This is a genomic window from Paenibacillus sp. WLX1005 (genome assembly GCF_046603685.1).
Lineage (GTDB): Bacteria > Bacillota > Bacilli > Paenibacillales > Paenibacillaceae > Saccharibacillus.
This window is the reverse complement of record NZ_CP176756.1, coordinates 2,898,467-2,914,117: the sequence shown is the minus strand read 5'-3', so window position 1 is coordinate 2,914,117 and position 15,651 is coordinate 2,898,467. Positions and strand designations below refer to the sequence as shown.

The 15,651-nt window shown below is 45.3% G+C and carries 12 protein-coding genes; 10 read left to right on the top strand and 2 right to left on the bottom strand.

Annotation, left to right across the window (positions count from 1 at the left end; all coding sequences use genetic code 11):
* The first annotated feature begins 344 nt into the window (after positions 1-344).
* The 6 genes from ACE3MZ_RS12435 to ACE3MZ_RS12410 all read left to right on the top strand — a co-directional run bounded on the left by ACE3MZ_RS12435 (position 345) and on the right by ACE3MZ_RS12410 (position 8,978).
* Positions 345-2,141: a proline--tRNA ligase gene (locus ACE3MZ_RS12435; RefSeq protein WP_411342487.1), complete on the top strand. Its 1,797-nt coding sequence runs from the start codon at positions 345-347 to the stop codon at positions 2,139-2,141.
* A 135-nt stretch (positions 2,142-2,276) separates the two neighbouring features.
* Positions 2,277-3,665 carry an MFS transporter gene (locus ACE3MZ_RS12430; RefSeq protein ID WP_411342486.1) on the top strand — a complete coding sequence of 463 codons (1,389 nt, stop codon included), beginning with the start codon at positions 2,277-2,279 and terminating at the stop codon, positions 3,663-3,665.
* A 534-nt stretch (positions 3,666-4,199) separates the two neighbouring features.
* Positions 4,200-5,165 carry a pectate lyase gene (gene pelA, locus ACE3MZ_RS12425; protein WP_411342485.1) on the top strand — a complete coding sequence of 322 codons (966 nt, stop codon included), beginning with the start codon at positions 4,200-4,202 and terminating at the stop codon, positions 5,163-5,165.
* Positions 5,166-5,575: 410 nt separating this feature from the next.
* Positions 5,576-6,976: an amino acid permease gene (locus tag ACE3MZ_RS12420; RefSeq protein ID WP_411342484.1), complete on the top strand. Its 1,401-nt coding sequence runs from the start codon at positions 5,576-5,578 to the stop codon at positions 6,974-6,976.
* 293 nt (positions 6,977-7,269) lie between these two features.
* Entirely contained in the window at positions 7,270-8,007 is a 738-nt protein-coding gene (locus tag ACE3MZ_RS12415) for a GntR family transcriptional regulator (RefSeq protein ID WP_411342483.1), read from the top strand.
* On the top strand, positions 8,004-8,978 hold the full coding sequence (locus tag ACE3MZ_RS12410; RefSeq protein WP_411342482.1) for a multidrug resistance efflux transporter family protein: 975 nt from the start codon (positions 8,004-8,006) through the stop codon (positions 8,976-8,978). Before ACE3MZ_RS12415 ends, ACE3MZ_RS12410 begins: the two co-directional genes overlap by 4 nt.
* A gap of 225 nt (positions 8,979-9,203) precedes the next feature.
* On the opposite strand, the gene ACE3MZ_RS12405 is transcribed toward ACE3MZ_RS12410, so the two are convergent.
* Positions 9,204-10,055 (bottom strand): leucine-rich repeat domain-containing protein, encoded by an 852-nt coding sequence (locus ACE3MZ_RS12405; protein ID WP_411342481.1) that lies wholly within the window; start codon positions 10,053-10,055, stop codon positions 9,204-9,206.
* Between the two features lie 240 nt (positions 10,056-10,295).
* Between ACE3MZ_RS12405 and ACE3MZ_RS12400 the strand changes: the two genes are divergently transcribed.
* Positions 10,296-11,396 (top strand): DUF3900 domain-containing protein, encoded by a 1,101-nt coding sequence (locus ACE3MZ_RS12400; protein WP_411342480.1) that lies wholly within the window; start codon positions 10,296-10,298, stop codon positions 11,394-11,396.
* A 345-nt stretch (positions 11,397-11,741) separates the two neighbouring features.
* Here the strand turns inward: ACE3MZ_RS12400 and ACE3MZ_RS12395 are convergent, their stop codons facing one another.
* On the bottom strand, positions 11,742-12,671 hold the full coding sequence (locus ACE3MZ_RS12395) for an L-lactate dehydrogenase (protein ID WP_411342479.1): 930 nt from the start codon (positions 12,669-12,671) through the stop codon (positions 11,742-11,744).
* A 247-nt stretch (positions 12,672-12,918) separates the two neighbouring features.
* On the opposite strand from ACE3MZ_RS12395, the gene ACE3MZ_RS12390 reads away from it, so the two are divergent.
* The 3 genes from ACE3MZ_RS12390 to ACE3MZ_RS12380 all read left to right on the top strand — a co-directional run bounded on the left by ACE3MZ_RS12390 (position 12,919) and on the right by ACE3MZ_RS12380 (position 15,627).
* Positions 12,919-14,223 carry a WD40/YVTN/BNR-like repeat-containing protein gene (locus ACE3MZ_RS12390; RefSeq protein WP_411342478.1) on the top strand — a complete coding sequence of 435 codons (1,305 nt, stop codon included), beginning with the start codon at positions 12,919-12,921 and terminating at the stop codon, positions 14,221-14,223.
* Positions 14,224-14,452: 229 nt separating this feature from the next.
* Entirely contained in the window at positions 14,453-14,632 is a 180-nt protein-coding gene (locus ACE3MZ_RS12385) for a hypothetical protein (RefSeq protein ID WP_411342477.1), read from the top strand.
* A 248-nt stretch (positions 14,633-14,880) separates the two neighbouring features.
* Positions 14,881-15,627, top strand: coding sequence for an SDR family NAD(P)-dependent oxidoreductase (locus ACE3MZ_RS12380; RefSeq protein ID WP_411346780.1), 747 nt, complete (start codon positions 14,881-14,883; stop codon positions 15,625-15,627).
* The last annotated feature ends 24 nt before the right edge of the window (positions 15,628-15,651 follow it).

Here is a 15,651-nt window from a genome sequence, read left to right as displayed (position 1 = left end):
TTGATCCATTCCACCGTTGTACAGAGAAGAAATCCACCGGCTGAAAGGTTTCTCCCATACGGTCAGATTAAGCCCTACCCCGTGAGCAAGCAGACCTTGACGTGTACTTTCCCGATGTCGTTAGTAAGTCATAAGGAGAGCTGTTGAGCGTGTTGCCGGTCGCCCCGTTATCGGCAAATGAGGTTCATCATTGTCTGACGGCATGCAGCTGTACACGTCTAGCATGATGAATAAACAAGGGTGGTACCACGACGCATTCGTCCCTGACGGATGCGTCTTTTTGCGTTTTCTATTGCAATTGCACAGATTCGAATTTGTTATTTTATCTTGAAGGAGTGATAGACGTGAAGCAGAGTCAATTGCTAGGACATACATTGCGTGAACATCCAGCTGACGCCGAAGTTGCCAGTCATCGTCTGTTATTGCGTGCTGGTTATATTCGTCAAGTTGCCGCTGGTATTTATACGCATCTACCATTGGCGCAACTCGTACTGCAACGGGTAGAGCAGATTATTCGTGAAGAATTAAACAGAGCGGGATTGCAGGAACTGCATTTGCCTGTTCTACACCCTGCCGAATTGTGGCAAGAGTCAGGGCGATATGATACGTATGGCAGCAAGCTTATGCGCTTTGCTGACCGGCATGGACGTGACTTCGTACTAGGTCCGACACATGAAGAGGTCATTACTGATCTGATCCGTAATGAAATTCGTTCGTATCGGCAGTTGCCACTTCGAGTGTATCAGATTCAGACCAAATTCCGCGATGAGAATCGTCCGCGTTTTGGTTTGCTGCGTGGACGCGAATTTACGATGAAGGATGCGTATTCATTTGATAGTAGCCGGGAAGCATTGCGGGAATCGTACATGCTGATGTATGAGGCATATCACCGGATTTTTGAGCGATGTGGGTTGAACTTCCGTGCAGTGGAAGCAGATGCTGGCTCCATTGGCGGTGATGGATGGACTCATGAATTTATGGCATTGACGGATGTGGGGGAGGATACTATTGCATCCTGCACGCATTGCCAATATGCAGCCAATCTGGAAAAAGCCGAATATCGTCTAGCTGCTAACACAATCATAGATGCACACACCGAACATGACACTCAGGCTGACAGATTCCCACCGGGCGATAAGGCAAACTCAAACCGAACACCATTACCATTCATCCCAGAGAAAATTCATACACCACACACAACAACGATCAGTCAACTGTCTGCCTTTCTGAATGTGAAAGCTTCCGCTATTATCAAAACGCTAGTATTTATCGCGGATGAACAACCGTTACTGGTCATTGTACGCGGCGATCATGAGATCAACGAGATCAAGCTGCAACGTGCGGTACAGGCGGAACAATTGTCATTGGCAGATCACGATACAGTCGTTCATTTGACAGGTGTACCGGTCGGGTTCCTTGGACCTTATGCGCTGGAAGAATTAGAGCATAATCACTTGCGTGTATTGGTTGATCATGCGGTATATGAGATGGAGGAGGCAATCTGTGGTGGCAACGAAGCAGATTACCATTATGCGCATATCGTACCATCTGTACACCTGTCAGCGGCTGATTCGTATGATTTGCGTAATGTACAGGCAGGTGATCATTGTCCACGTTGCGCAGAGGGAACATTACAATTGGGCAAAGGCATTGAACTGGGGCATGTATTTGAGCTTGGCACACGATATAGTGAAGTGATGCAGGCGCGTGTACATGATCAACAGGGAGAGCAGCAGACGTTATTAATGGGCTGTTATGGCATCGGTGTATCTCGTCTGTTGTCTGCTATTATTGAGCAGCATCATGATGAAGACGGAATACGCTGGCCAATTGCAGTAGCTCCATATGACGTGCATCTGATTCCGGTATCAGTAAAAGACGAACAGCAATATGACACTGCATTGCAGTTGTATGAGCAATTACGTCAGCATGGCGTAAGCGTACTCTTGGATGATCGTGACGAACGTGCTGGTGTGAAGTTCAAGGATGCTGATCTGATTGGCATACCTGTGCGCCTTGTTATCGGCAAAGGAATTATAAATGGGGAAGTGGAATGGGTAGATCGTGCTACCCGTGAGCGCCGAAACGTGCAATGGAAGCATATTGTGGAAGAAGTAATATCCTTAAAAGGGAAGAAATAAAACAAAAACCAGTCAATACATCAGTCAATGGGATCAGCTCACGTATGCGCTTGCAAAAAAGTGGATAGATGGTATGATAATCCTGATTTTCAATAAACAAACAAAAGGATCGTATACATACTGGAGGTTCTATTCATGGCGACTCTTTTCCTGATCGTAATCTATCTTGCTTTTATCAGTTTGGGTATTCCCGATTCGATGCTTGGTGCTGCATGGCCGGTATTGCACGTCGATATCGGTGCACCGTTTGGTGCAGCAGGAGTATTATCGATTATTGCGGCAGGAGGTACAATTGTATCCAGCCTTGCCAGTGGACGGTTGATCGAAAAGCTCGGTACAGGCGTGATTACACTGATCAGTTGTTGTTTGACAGCAGGCGCATTATTAGGATTCGCCTTCGTTCCTTCATTAACATGGCTCGCAGTACTGGCGATTCCGCTCGGTATTGGCGCTGGAGCAGTCGATTCAGGGCTGAATCATTTCGTTGCTTCTCATTATAAAGCACATCATATGAGCTGGTTGCATTGCTTTTGGGGTGTAGGAGCAACCACTGGGCCGATCATCATGGCGCATTATATTGGAGCGGGTTCTTGGCGTAGTGGATATATAGCAGTGGCGTGTGTACAGGGCATACTCGTTGTCATCTTACTGCTCACATTACCGCTGTGGGGCAAAGTGTCTCGTTTACGACAAGCGGAAAAAGAGCAGCGGCAACAGTCCATACTAGCAAATGAATTTCATACAGCTGGCGGTGAGCCTATAGTAGCAGATAGTACAACTGGTGAACATGTATTAGCAGACAGTACGGCTGGTGAGCCTGTTGTGGCAGACAATATAACTATAGAAGGAAATGAGGATGCAGCTTCCCATAGCAAAGGCGGGAACGCTAATCTTGCAGATGAGACGAACACAATTGCTGCCAACACTAACATTTCTCCGCAAGCTATCCCCGGTAAAGGCTTGTTTCGATTGCGAGGGGTTACATTTACACTGTTTACCTTTTTATTTTATTGCGGAGCGGAGACGACCGTCGGATTGTGGGGCGCAAGCTTTCTCGTTGGTTCGCGGCAAGTTGCACCGGATGTGGCGGCAGGCTGGATTTCGCTTTATTTTGCAGGGATTACGATTGGTCGGTTTGTAACGGGATTTTTGACGTTACGGGCAAGTAATCGTACATTGATTTTGCTAGGACAAGTATTGGCGGTGCTGGGAGCGATTTTGTTAGTATTGCCATTGCCGGGTAGTTTGCTTATGCTGGGATTGATTTTGATCGGGATTGGCTTCGCTCCTATTTTCCCAGGGTTATTACACGAGACACCGGCGAGGTTTGGGGAAGGCAATTCAGCGAGGTTGATTGGCTATCAGATGGCGACAGCTTATACTGGCGCCACATTGCTACCGCCATTGTTCGGCCTGGTAGCGAGTTATGTACAGATTGGTCTATTTCCGTATGTTGTATTGGCGTTTATCGTGTTAATGCTGTACTGTTCAGAACGAGTGAATCGGTCAATCCGAACTGCTTGAATGGGTTTGAGCAGGCATGTGAGCACCTAATATAAAGTGGATAAAAGGATAACAATGAAGCCGATTGCAACATCAAGCAGCATAATGAAACGTAAAAAGTGACATAATATTCAGGAAAAGATGATGATCTGTTTTGTTGCGAATGTAGAACACATATTGTGAATTGCGATGCTGCAAATTTCCGTATTGTATCATAATAGAAAGAAGTGCAAAGACCGGAGCTGAATTGCCCGGTCTTTTTGCTATGACGGACTTTTCATTTAAAGCAGTACAGTGATCCAGAAACAGGATGTGCTTGATCAGGTTCATGTAAGTATTTTGCTATATAGAAAAGCGGATATGTGACTGAAAAATATCAGCATAAAAATACAGAAATGGAAAATGATTTATTTTAAATTTGCATGATATGCAAGTGGAGTAAATAATTGACAACGTTAACATTGATTCGCTAGAATGAGTCTCGTGTTGAGGCAGCACATCGCAAAACATCATCCTAACGCATCGCACAAATCATGTTGAGAGGGAGTATTATTCATGAAAAATCGTACATTAACATGTGCATTATCTATTGCTCTGCTAGGTTCCGTAGGAGCATCATTATTCATACCGGCTCCGACAGCGATCGTCATGGCAGCAGATGGTTCTGGCACAACAGCCAGCATCTCCGACATTTTGAAAAATCAACAATCCGATGGCGGCTGGAAAAAATACTATTCTGAAACGAGCGGTGAATGGGCAAAATCCACCATCGACAATAAAGCTACATATACGGAAATTCGCCGTCTTGCTAGCGAATATTCCAGCAGCAAAAATACTACTTACTCTGCCGCAGCGATCAAAGGTATCAACTTCCTGTTGAATATGCAATATGCTAACGGCGGTTTCCCGCAAGTATACAAAAGCTCCGACTACCACACGCACATTACGTACAACGATGATGCAATGGTCAACGTGCTGATCCTGCTAGACGAAATCGCTAACAAAAAAGGTGATTTCTCCTTCGTGGATAGCAATCTGGCAAGCAAAGCTAAACAAGCGGTCGACAAAGGCGTGGATTGCCTGCTGAAAACCCAATATGTCTCCAGCGGCAAATTGACGGCGTGGGGACAGCAACATGATGAGAATACACTGAAACCAACCAGTGCACGGATCTATGAAGTTCCTTCGCTGAGCGCAGGCGAGAGCACAACGATTGTTAAATTCCTGAAAACAAGACCAGCAACGTCCCAGATCACAGCTTCGATCAAAGCTGCGGAAGACTGGTTCAAAAAAGTGAAAATTACGGGTTATCGTTATGAGCGCAATAGCACAGACAGCTATATCGTTGCAGATTCCAGTGCAGCACCCATCTGGGCGCGCTTCTACCAGCTGGATACGAATAAACCGATCTTCACCGGTCGCGATGGCGTTGTGAAATACGCGCTAAAAGATATCGATCAGGAACGCAGAGCTGGTTACGCTTGGTATGGCAACTGGCCAAGCAAAATTGGTATCAACTAGGTATCAACCAATTACAGTACAACTTCAACACGCCTGTTCTTTGACAGGCGTGTTTTTTGTATAGGTCATACCATATGTTGGAGAATAGATTCATACAGATGTATGAGCAATGTAGATTTGCTTACATGACAGTTGCAGTTTGTTTTATGAATATAAATGATGCTTTGCAGAAAAAAAGGCTAAATGTATTCGATTTTCAACATTCTTTGTTTCAAATATACAATTTTGATTCATTCATTGTAGAAATGGACATAAAGAACAAGTTGGAGGTGGAAGATTTTATATCACTCTGAAAAAAAGATTATGATAATTTAACGCGCCACAGTGTAGTATTATGTAGTTTTTTATAGGTGTCGTTTAATATTAGTCCATAATGTAACTATACCTTACAGGAAGAAAGGATTTGTTGTATGAGCAATCTCAAACGCGAACAATCATTATTCAGACGCAAACCGATTGTCCCATCCGAAGGCAATCTGAAACGCGTACTGGGCCCACTTGATCTAACTACACTTGGTGTAGGTGCCATTATCGGTACAGGGATCTTTGTACTGACTGGTGTAGCAGCAGCTAAATATGCTGGACCTGGACTTGTACTTTCCTTCCTGCTTGCAGGGCTGGTCTGCGCATTCGCCGCCCTCTGTTATTCGGAATTCGCTTCCTCGGTGCCTGCATCAGGCAGTGCGTATACTTACAGTTACACCACATTCGGCGAGATCATCGCGTGGATTCTAGGTTGGGACTTGATTCTGGAATATGGATTTGCCAGTGCTGCAGTAGCAAGCGGCTGGTCTGGGTATTTCCAGAGTTTGCTGGCAGGTTTCGGGGTTCATTTACCAACTGCGCTTACTAGCGCCTTCAATCCGGCGAAAGGAACCTATTTTGATATTACGGCTTCGGCAATTACATTGATTATCGCATTGCTGCTGACGCGTGGTATCAAGGAAGCGACTCGCGCCAACGGCGTTATGGTTGCAATTAAGCTGGTTGTCGTATTGATCTTTATCGCTGTAGGTGTATTTTATGTACAACCAACCAACTGGACACCTTTCTTGCCATTCGGCTTTAGCGGTGTGACAGCGGGTGCGGCGACTGTATTTTTTGCTTACATTGGTTTCGATGCGGTTTCGACAGCGGCGGAAGAAGTCAAACGTCCACAGCGCGACTTGCCAATCGGCATCATTGCTTCACTGGCGATTTGTACCGTATTGTATATTGTCGTTTCGCTCATTCTGACTGGTATCGTGCCTTACAACATGCTGAATGTTAGTGATCCAGTTGCTTTTGCATTGCAGTATGTGCATCTGAATGGGATTGCTTGGATCGTATCGCTAGGTGCGATTACTGGTATTACAACAGTACTGCTCGTTATGATGTATGGACAGACTCGTTTGCTGTATTCGATGTCCCGTGATGGTCTATTGTCACCGGTATTCTCCAAAATCAGTGGCAAAAGTCAAACGCCAGCTGTTGGTACATGGGTTGCCAGCGTAATTATCGCATTCTTCGCCGGTTTTATTCCACTGGGTAGTCTTGCAGAATTGACTAACATTGGTACTTTGTTTGCCTTTACAGTAGTAAGTATTGGTGTTATCGTATTGCGCCGTACACAACCTGATCTGAAAAGAGGCTTCCGCGTTCCTTGGGTGCCAGTCATTCCGATTCTGAGTGCGATTGGTTGCGTGTACTTGATGCTGCAATTGCAAGCTCTCACATGGATCACATTCTTCATCTGGCTGATCATCGGTCTGGCTGTATACTTCTCCTACGGTCGCCGTCACAGTCTGCTGAATGGTAATCGTCGTTCATAGTAGATTGACGTCTACACTCAAGCCTCTTCATCGTTTATCGCGGTGGAGAGGCTTTTTGTTTTCTTTATTTTGCGGTATATGAATGTACTGTACCGGAATGTATCGTACTAACATTGATGTTGTCTACATGTATTATTTTGATGGATTATATTGGATTTATTGTGTTGGTTGATTATGTTCACTTTGATGTGGGAGTACAGATTCTTTCATCACCTTTGTACTGATAAGGATCATATTGGAAAAATAATACGCAATACCTTGTCATCCTAATTGATATGCAATATATTGGTTTTATGAATACATATGAGAATCTTCCCCAACCATCTTCACATCGTCGTTTGTCGGAATCGCCTGCAAGCAAATCAAGCATTCAAAAAATTCATCGTTTATCGCTAAGAGAGCAAATCTATCTTACGCTCAAGCAGAGTATTATTTCATTGGAATTGCCGCCTGAACAGAAACTAAACGATTCGGAGCTGGCTGCACAGTTTGGTGTCAGTCGTACGCCTGTTAGAGAAGCACTCAAGCGTTTGGAGGACGAAGGTCTGGTTGAGTCATTTCCGGGGGCAGTTACGCGGATTACACCGTTACATACAGAAGCAGCAGCACATGCTTTTCCAGTGGTAGCTGTTCTGCACGCACTGGCTACCAAAATAGCAACTCCTTTGTTGCGAGATGAGCATTATGAGGAGATGCAAGCAGCGAATGAACAGTTGATTGCTGCATTGCAGCAGCAGGATGCTGAGCGTGCAGTAGAAGCGGATGATCGTTTTCATCAGGTATTGATTGAGGTGGCAGGCAACCCGGAGATTGCTGCGTCCCTACAGATTAGTATGTCCAAAATCCGCCGTTTGGAATTGGCAAAATTCAGTCAAATTGATCATACGCAGTCGCCGGAAGATCATAAGCGAATGATGCAAGCCTGCCGTGAAGGGCAAGCCGAGCAAGCCGCCCAGCTAATGGAGCAAAACTGGCTTAGTCTCGGTCAATGGCTGACTGGAAAAGATCATGACGAAGGGGAAGTATTATGAAGGCAGTCTGGATTGGTGTTGCCGCAGCCTTCTTTTTCGCTTCCAGCTTTGTATTGAATCGATTGATGGAAGTTGGTGGTGGCTACTGGGTATGGAGTGGCTCATTGCGTTACTTTTTCATGGTACCGTTATTAGGGATATTGGTCGTGATGCGGCGGCAATTGCATCCGGTATGGCAGGAGATGAAGCGTCAGCCGTGGCAATGGCTGCTATGGAGTACGGTTGGCTTTGGACTATTTTATGCACCGCTATGTGCTTCGGCTGTGTATGCACCGGCATGGTTAACCGCAGCAGGCTTTCAATTGACAATTGTGGCAGGCATGCTGCTTTCACCGTTCTTTTTCTTCGAATATGCAGGAGCAGATGGACCGGTACGTCGTCGCGGGCGTATTCCCCGTAGTGCACTGATCATTGCGCTAGTAATGCTAGTTGGAATCGGATTGATGCAGCTGGAACAGGCACAAGCAGGAGGTGGAAGCTGGCAGGCGATTGTGCTGATTGTGATTGCGGCGTTTGCCTATCCGCTTGGGAACCGTAAAATGATGCAAGTATGCGATGGTCGACTGAATGCCTTTCAGCGAACGCTTGGGATGAGCATTGCGAGCTTGCCTTTTTGGATTGTGCTATCAGTAGTAGGCTGGGTACAGCAGGGAGGACCTTCTTATAATCAGATTGGTCAATCGTTTCTGGTTGCGCTCTTTTCCGGTGTTATTGCTACGGTATTGTTTTTCGGTGCGACGGATCAGGCGCGTAGACACCCAGCCCAATTAGCGGCAGTAGAAGCGACACAGGCGTTAGAAGTCGTATTTACTTTATTGGGCGAATGGATTCTGCTTGGCGTAATGCTGTCTTCGCTTGGGATGTGGATCGGTATGGTGATGGTAGTGAGTGGAGTCGTAGTCAATGCGCTCTTATCCATGCGCCAACCGGGGGTGTCCAGAAGCAAGCTCAAGCAGATGAAGGAAGTATAACAGTGGCTGAAACAAGGTATACATTGAATCAAGCTATTGAAGATAATAGTTAAGCAGATAGCAGATAGCAGATAGCAGATAGCAGATAGCAGAAGAGGAAGCAATTGTGCCGAAGTGGCAGGTTGCTTCCTCTTTTGGCTAATATGCAGCTGAATAACAATAGCAATGTGATGCAATACAAGTTACATCATGCAGAAATGAAATCTTCCAGTTCCCATCGACATATTACCGATACACAGTGCATCCATTGGCTTCCAGCTCGTCCAGCCAAGCTGGAAATTGTAACTCATGATTCCAACGTAGATCCAGCCGCTCCAGACCTGTTAACTTGCGCAACGATTCTGGTAGCGAAGTCAGCAAATTACTTCGCAAATCCAGCTCTAACAGCGCATGACAGCCACTTATCTCGTCTGGCAATGTGGTCAGCTCATTATGACGAAGATTCAAACGACGCAATTGTGTAGCATTTCCAATACTATTTGGTAGCGAAGATAAACGATTGCTTTCCAGATCCAGTACACGTAGCGTATGCAGAGAATCGAACACGTCAGGCACTGCAGTTAACTGGTTGTTACGGAAATGCAATTCACGAATACGATGCAGACCTTTCAGAGCTTCTGGTAAGGAAGTCAACGTGTTATTCATACAGCGAAGTTCCACAATTGCTTCCAGCTTACCAATCCCATCTGGTAATTGTTGGAGCCCATTATCGCTAAGATTCAAATAACGAAGCTGCGGAAAATCGCCAATACGGTCATCCAATTGCTCAATCTGGTTGTTATGCAGATACAGATAGTCTGACAGATTCGATAACGTATACAGCGCATCCGGCACATGGGTAATCTGGTTATGCCCCAGATCGATCATCTTCAGCTTGGTTAGTTCACCGATCTGATTGGAAATATGAGTGAGACGGTTCACCGAAACATTGAGAATCGTTAGATTGTGCATGGCAAAAGTAGCCTCCGGGATTTCGGTCAATTCATTGTCAAACAAGTTAAAATCAGTAATATCCAGAGGGTTTGTTTCCAGTTCGGGCATCGTGCTTAATTGACGGTGTGCAAGATCAAGTTTCATTGTTATGTATCCTCCAGTGATGATATCCGACAATGCCGGACAATCATCGTATATTAATAAGCTCATTTTATTATACCGCTTCATGCTACATATCTTCAAAATTAAAACTTACGTTCGCCTTCGATTTCAAGTATAGTGGAGAACGTAGCTATTGATTCGGCAGTGTCCTTAACGTGGATACTTGACCGGAATCCGCACGTTCAACCAGCATCGGCATATTACGTTATAAAGGAGCAGATCATGCGATTTAGCGTTCAATTTTTATCATTTTTCGTATTGCAGGTCGAAGGTAAGGAAGGTCAGACCTCCAAAAACTATAAGCATTATCAAACACTGGATGAGGACGAATATGAGCTGAGCCAGATTAAGAACTTTTTACATGCGGAGTTCACACGTACCGCCAAGCGCAAAGTGGAAAAGAATCCGTCTAGTGAGCAGCCGCCAACGAAGGTAGCAACCTTTCTCGTTGAGCCGGGACATGAACTGACCAGCAATCCGAATTTCAATTTGTTTGCTCGTTTGCGTACGGTCGATAACAAGGATGATTTTAAAAATGCTTGCGACGATCTGGTACGCAGCTATCTGGATACCAGTTCTGTGCGCGGCGGTGCGCTGATCGTCTCGCAGGTGAAGCTGGACACGCATCTGGACGATCCGTTCGTATTTGTAATGAAATGCGATTTTGAAAAGCAAATCGCTCGCATTTCCGACGAACGTAGCCTGATCAGCGAAGTGGAGATGGCGATTAGTGCGCGTAACATGAAATCAATCCAGTACCCACATATGCCGGAAGAAGGCATGATCGAAGAATGGGAGCTGAAGGTGCATCAGTCGTCGCATGCGCGTTATTTTGAGGACTTTTTGAAATTCGTGACGTATGAGCAGTCCATTCCTGAGATCGTTAATGAGCGGGTGATGGATTATGTACAGACGTATGTGGAAGAAAAGTGGCCCGATGCAGGCAATGTGGAGCGTCAGCGCGAGGAGCAGGATCTGGAGCTGTGGGCAGCTAGTGATAAGCGCGATTTGCAGGAAAAGTGGGAGCCGCAGCAGGTTATTGAAGCAGCCGAGCGAATCGTCGAGATCAAGCCGGAGATTGAGATTCGGGTGAAGCTGGGTGATACGAGTGTGAAAGGGCTACTGGCGGATTTCGGGTTCCGTATGCATATCGCCAAACTGGGCGATCATTATGCGATGGTCATTGAAGGCGAGTCATTTACGTTTGAAAAAGGCTTCTCACCGGTTGAGTTGCTGCAACCGGATAGCTTTGAGAATCTGGCACAGCAGTTGATCGAGAAAGCAAATCGTCCATCTGAGCCAGATGATGAGATGCCGTATTAATGAAGTATGCTTAATGGCAGATAAATATTGTAATCTGGTAAAATATATAATAGAACCTAAATAGAACAGCAAAAAGCATCCGCATAATGAAACGACGGATGCTTTTTTATATTCATCTGTATCATATGGTATGAGGAGGACTTTAGTTAGAGCTGCATAATAAGCTTTGTTAAGCCATACATAAATAGTGGATTTTTGATGACTAAGCTGTTAAATTATTTCGTATAAACACTACATTTGCAATCGCTTTCATTGACAAAACACATAGATTCGATAAAAATGTATACAGAGCAATAAATGAAAAAAGAATACAGGCGCATACTGGCCCTGTATTCTTGTTCTAATTTAAATATTCAATTGCGCAATCTGATCCTTGAGCTTCTGTGCCGAAGCGCGCAGCAGCTGTTCTTCCTGCGAGTTCAATGGGATTTGCAGCTTCTCACGAATACCTTCACGACCGACAATGGACGGTACGCCGAGGTAGACGTCGGAGATGCCGTGATAGTCATCCAGCAGGGAAGATACATTCAATACGGCGTGTTCATTTTGCAAAATCGCTGCGACGATCCGATCGAGCGCAAGTGCGATCGCATACGAGGTAGAGCCTTTGGCGTTGATAATCTCGTAGGCGGCATTTTTGGTGCTGTTAAAAATATCGTCGCGTTCGGCTTCTTCAAAATCAAGCGTCGCACCGGCTACGTTCGCCAGGCTCCATACCGGCAGCTCGGAATCACCATGCTCGCCAATAATATGGGCGTGAATGCTACGTGGATCGATTTCTTTATGCTTACCAATCAGGTAGCGGAAGCGAGCGCTGTCAAGCAGCGTACCGGAACCGATAACGCGGTTGGCAGGCCAACCACTTTTTTTCCATGATACATAGGTCAGAATATCCACTGGATTGGTGGCGACCAGCAGAATACCATGATTGTTATACTGCGTAATATTTTTGATAATGTCGTCAAAAATGGCAGCATTGCGGTTCAACAGATCGATCCGGGTTTCGCCCGGTCGTTGGTTAGAACCAGCGGCGATGATAATAATATCGGCGTCCTTGCAATCGGAATAATCGCCAGCCCAGAGTTTGACTCCACCCACGAAGGGCAGTCCATGGTTCATATCGAGTGCTTCGCCAAGGGCACGGTCTTTATTGGCATCAATGAAGACAAGCTCGGACATTCGGTTACGCAGTAACAGTGTGTACGCGGTAGTGGCACCAACGGCACCTGTACCAATGACAACAACACGGTGAGGTTTGGATACGGATTCAGGCATAAATTATCATCTCCTTCTCATTTTGTGTTACAGATTCGCTACTATTGTAGCGGAAAGACACCTGAATGTAAAAAGGGCTTCTCTGTCCTTTACCCAAAAAACTGTAAAAACGTATCGAAAAGACTTGAAACTGTAATGCCTTGTAACTTTTCTGTAAACCACCTATCAAAAATATAGTTTACTCTAATATAAGTTGTGATCAATGAATATCTTGGCTCAGGGCAAGTGTGTGGAAGGAGAATTACCAATGAAGTGGAGTATTGCCAAATCGCTTCTACCCGGAATAGCCTTGATCCTTCTTCTGTCAGCTTGTACGTCTAATGGCGGAGATATGGCGCCTGTTAGTGAATCTGTACAGCAACAGCTTCAACAGTCAAAAGAAGATCAGGGACAAACAATTACACTCAAAAAAACAACGGATTCCAATATAAATAAAGGTGGAGACAACAAAACGCAAGAAGAAGGATATCGCATTCAAACAAGACTGACTGATTTTCAGTTGCTTAGTGCGAATGCCGGTCTGGCTTGGGGGATCACGCGTAACGAACTGCGGATTTATGTAACGCAGGATAACGGGAAAATATGGGACAATGTATCGCCAGCACCGACGGTTACTTTTTCCGAATCACCGGTGTATGGTAGCGGTATCTTTTTCCTGAATCAAAAAAATGGCTGGGTGGCACGTAATGCGAATGGTGTCGGTCAGACGTTGATTCTGCATACGACAGATGGTGGACAGAATTGGAATGTCAAAACGTTCAACAACGACGCGACCATTCTAGGCATTTATTTTACTGATGAGAAAACGGGCTGGGTTATGACATCTGATGAGACCGACGGCAATAATCAGGAAAAGGCGCTGTATCGTACGAATGATGGCGGCTTGAACTGGAAGAAGCTGATGCAGAATACCGGAGCGATCTCCGCGATGAATGCTACATCGAATGCGATTCCACAAAATGGGACGCTAGTGGGCATGTCGTTCCGCAATTCGAAAAATGGCTTTGTAACGTTGGAAGATGACGGACAACCTCATCTGTATACAACGTCTGACGGCGGCAGTAGCTGGACACAGGGCAAAGCATTGATGCAGCAAAATGGCAAGCTCTGCTCCGTGCTGACGACGAGCAAACCACAATTTTTTGGCAGTAGTAAAACAAAGGGCTGGATGAATATTGGCTGTGTCAATAACAATACAACGCGGTACATGGGTTATTTTACAACCGATGGCGGTAAAAATTGGGATGTCGCGCCATTCAATCTGAAGCCACAAACCGGTATCAATCAGGCGATGGGACCGACTTTCCTGAATGAAAGCACAGGCTGGTCAATCGTAAACGGAATCGTATATCGTTCGCAAAATCAAGGCAAAACCTGGAGCGCCCTACCACAGGATGCAACCCTCAAAAAGACGCTGGTAAATTATCCAGAGCTGTCTAAGCTACAATTCTTCTCCAAAGAAGTAGGCTGGCTGCTCGTCTCCAAAAATGAGGAGCGTCGTTCCTTGCTCATGCAGACGACAGATGGCGGTAAAACATGGCATGTATTGTAATCCATGTTCAGCTACAATCAAGGTTGATAGCACAGAATAAATAACAATCGTACAGGCAACAATCATGTAAAACCGTTGTGCAGAATCCAGTCTGTACGACGGTTTTTCTATTAAAACACAATAAATAAAAAATAATTTAAAATTTGCATTCAATTGTGAAAAAAATCACATTATTATCTATATCTGTCGGTTAAGATAAAGGTGTAGAAAAAACAAGGAGATGATTAAGATGATGAAAACAAACGTTACTGAAAATTTTACTAAATATTACATGGATCTGTGTTACAACTGTGAAGAAGCTGCCAAATGTCAGGATGAAGAAACTTGCCTCGCTTGTTGGGCAGATCAAGGATTGTTCGACAAAGAACAAGATGATACACATCAAATGCTCAATGCTTACTATGCTTGATTCCATTCAGTACTATAACCGCCGTGAGTATATCACCTTGCTGTCGTTAACCTATTCGTACCACGGCGCAGCGGATACGATCGCCGGCAATTCATAAACCTCCACACTCCGAAAGAGGACGTGTGGAGGTTTATTTGTATGTCCATACAATATCTGATGTTTCGTCTATCCTGTAGTCGTTGAATATTGCTGTAGAGGTATGAATAGCATACAATGCAGCCTAAATACGAAACTGATGGAGGGATATGATGCAATATACATCCAAGACTGTAGTGATAACCGGTGCTGCCCAAGGAATCGGACGTGCAGTGGCAGAGCATTATGCTGCTGCGGGAGCAACGGTTTTTTTGAGTGATATGCCAGATTCGGAAGGTGCAGCAACAGCGGCAGCCATCCGTGAGAATGGTGGGCAAGCGCATTTTCTACCCTGTGATGTACGTAGTGAAGAACAGATCAAGCAATTGATCGGAGAAGTGGTAGATACGACCGGTCAGATCGATGTGGTGATTAATAATGCGGGTATCGGACGCTGGAAGTCGCCGTATGAACTGACAATTGAGGATTGGGATGATGTACTGAATACGAATGTACGCGCCTGTTTTCTCGTTTCCCGTGAAGCAGCCAGAGTGATGAAGACGAATGAAGGCGGTAGTATCGTTAACATCTCCTCCACTCGTGCACATATGTCTGAGCCTAATTCAGAAGCGTATGCGGCATCCAAGGGAGGCATCACGGCGCTGACACATGCGCTCGCTATCTCGCTCGGAGAAGATCATATCCGCGTCAATTGTATTAGTCCCGGCTGGATTGAGAATGGAGATTATGCCGCTTTGAAAAAAGAAGACCATGAGCAGCATCCAGCACGTCGTGTCGGCAAACCGGCGGACATCGCTAGTGCCTGTCTGTTCCTGACTTCAGACGACAATACGTTTATTACCGGAGCAGAACTGGTGATTGACGGCGGAATGACTCGCAAGATGATTTATATCGAGTAGTGGGACAGTGAAATAGCAACGAAT

Excerpts from the sequence above, each read along its gene's own strand:
- ACE3MZ_RS12430 (WP_411342486.1), top strand. The coding sequence starts at position 2,277 with ATGGCGACTCTTTTCCTGATCGTAATCTATCTTGCTTTTATCAGTTTG.
- pelA (WP_411342485.1), top strand. The coding sequence starts at position 4,200 with ATGAAAAATCGTACATTAACATGTGCATTATCTATTGCTCTGCTAGGT.
- ACE3MZ_RS12420 (WP_411342484.1), top strand. The coding sequence starts at position 5,576 with ATGAGCAATCTCAAACGCGAACAATCATTATTCAGACGCAAACCGATT.
- ACE3MZ_RS12415 (WP_411342483.1), top strand. The coding sequence starts at position 7,270 with ATGAATACATATGAGAATCTTCCCCAACCATCTTCACATCGTCGTTTG.
- ACE3MZ_RS12410 (WP_411342482.1), top strand. The coding sequence starts at position 8,004 with ATGAAGGCAGTCTGGATTGGTGTTGCCGCAGCCTTCTTTTTCGCTTCC.
- ACE3MZ_RS12405 (WP_411342481.1), bottom strand. The coding sequence starts at position 10,055 with ATGAAACTTGATCTTGCACACCGTCAATTAAGCACGATGCCCGAACTG.
- ACE3MZ_RS12400 (WP_411342480.1), top strand. The coding sequence starts at position 10,296 with ATGCGATTTAGCGTTCAATTTTTATCATTTTTCGTATTGCAGGTCGAA.
- ACE3MZ_RS12395 (WP_411342479.1), bottom strand. The coding sequence starts at position 12,671 with ATGCCTGAATCCGTATCCAAACCTCACCGTGTTGTTGTCATTGGTACA.
- ACE3MZ_RS12390 (WP_411342478.1), top strand. The coding sequence starts at position 12,919 with ATGAAGTGGAGTATTGCCAAATCGCTTCTACCCGGAATAGCCTTGATC.
- ACE3MZ_RS12385 (WP_411342477.1), top strand. The coding sequence starts at position 14,453 with ATGATGAAAACAAACGTTACTGAAAATTTTACTAAATATTACATGGAT.
- ACE3MZ_RS12380 (WP_411346780.1), top strand. The coding sequence starts at position 14,881 with ATGCAATATACATCCAAGACTGTAGTGATAACCGGTGCTGCCCAAGGA.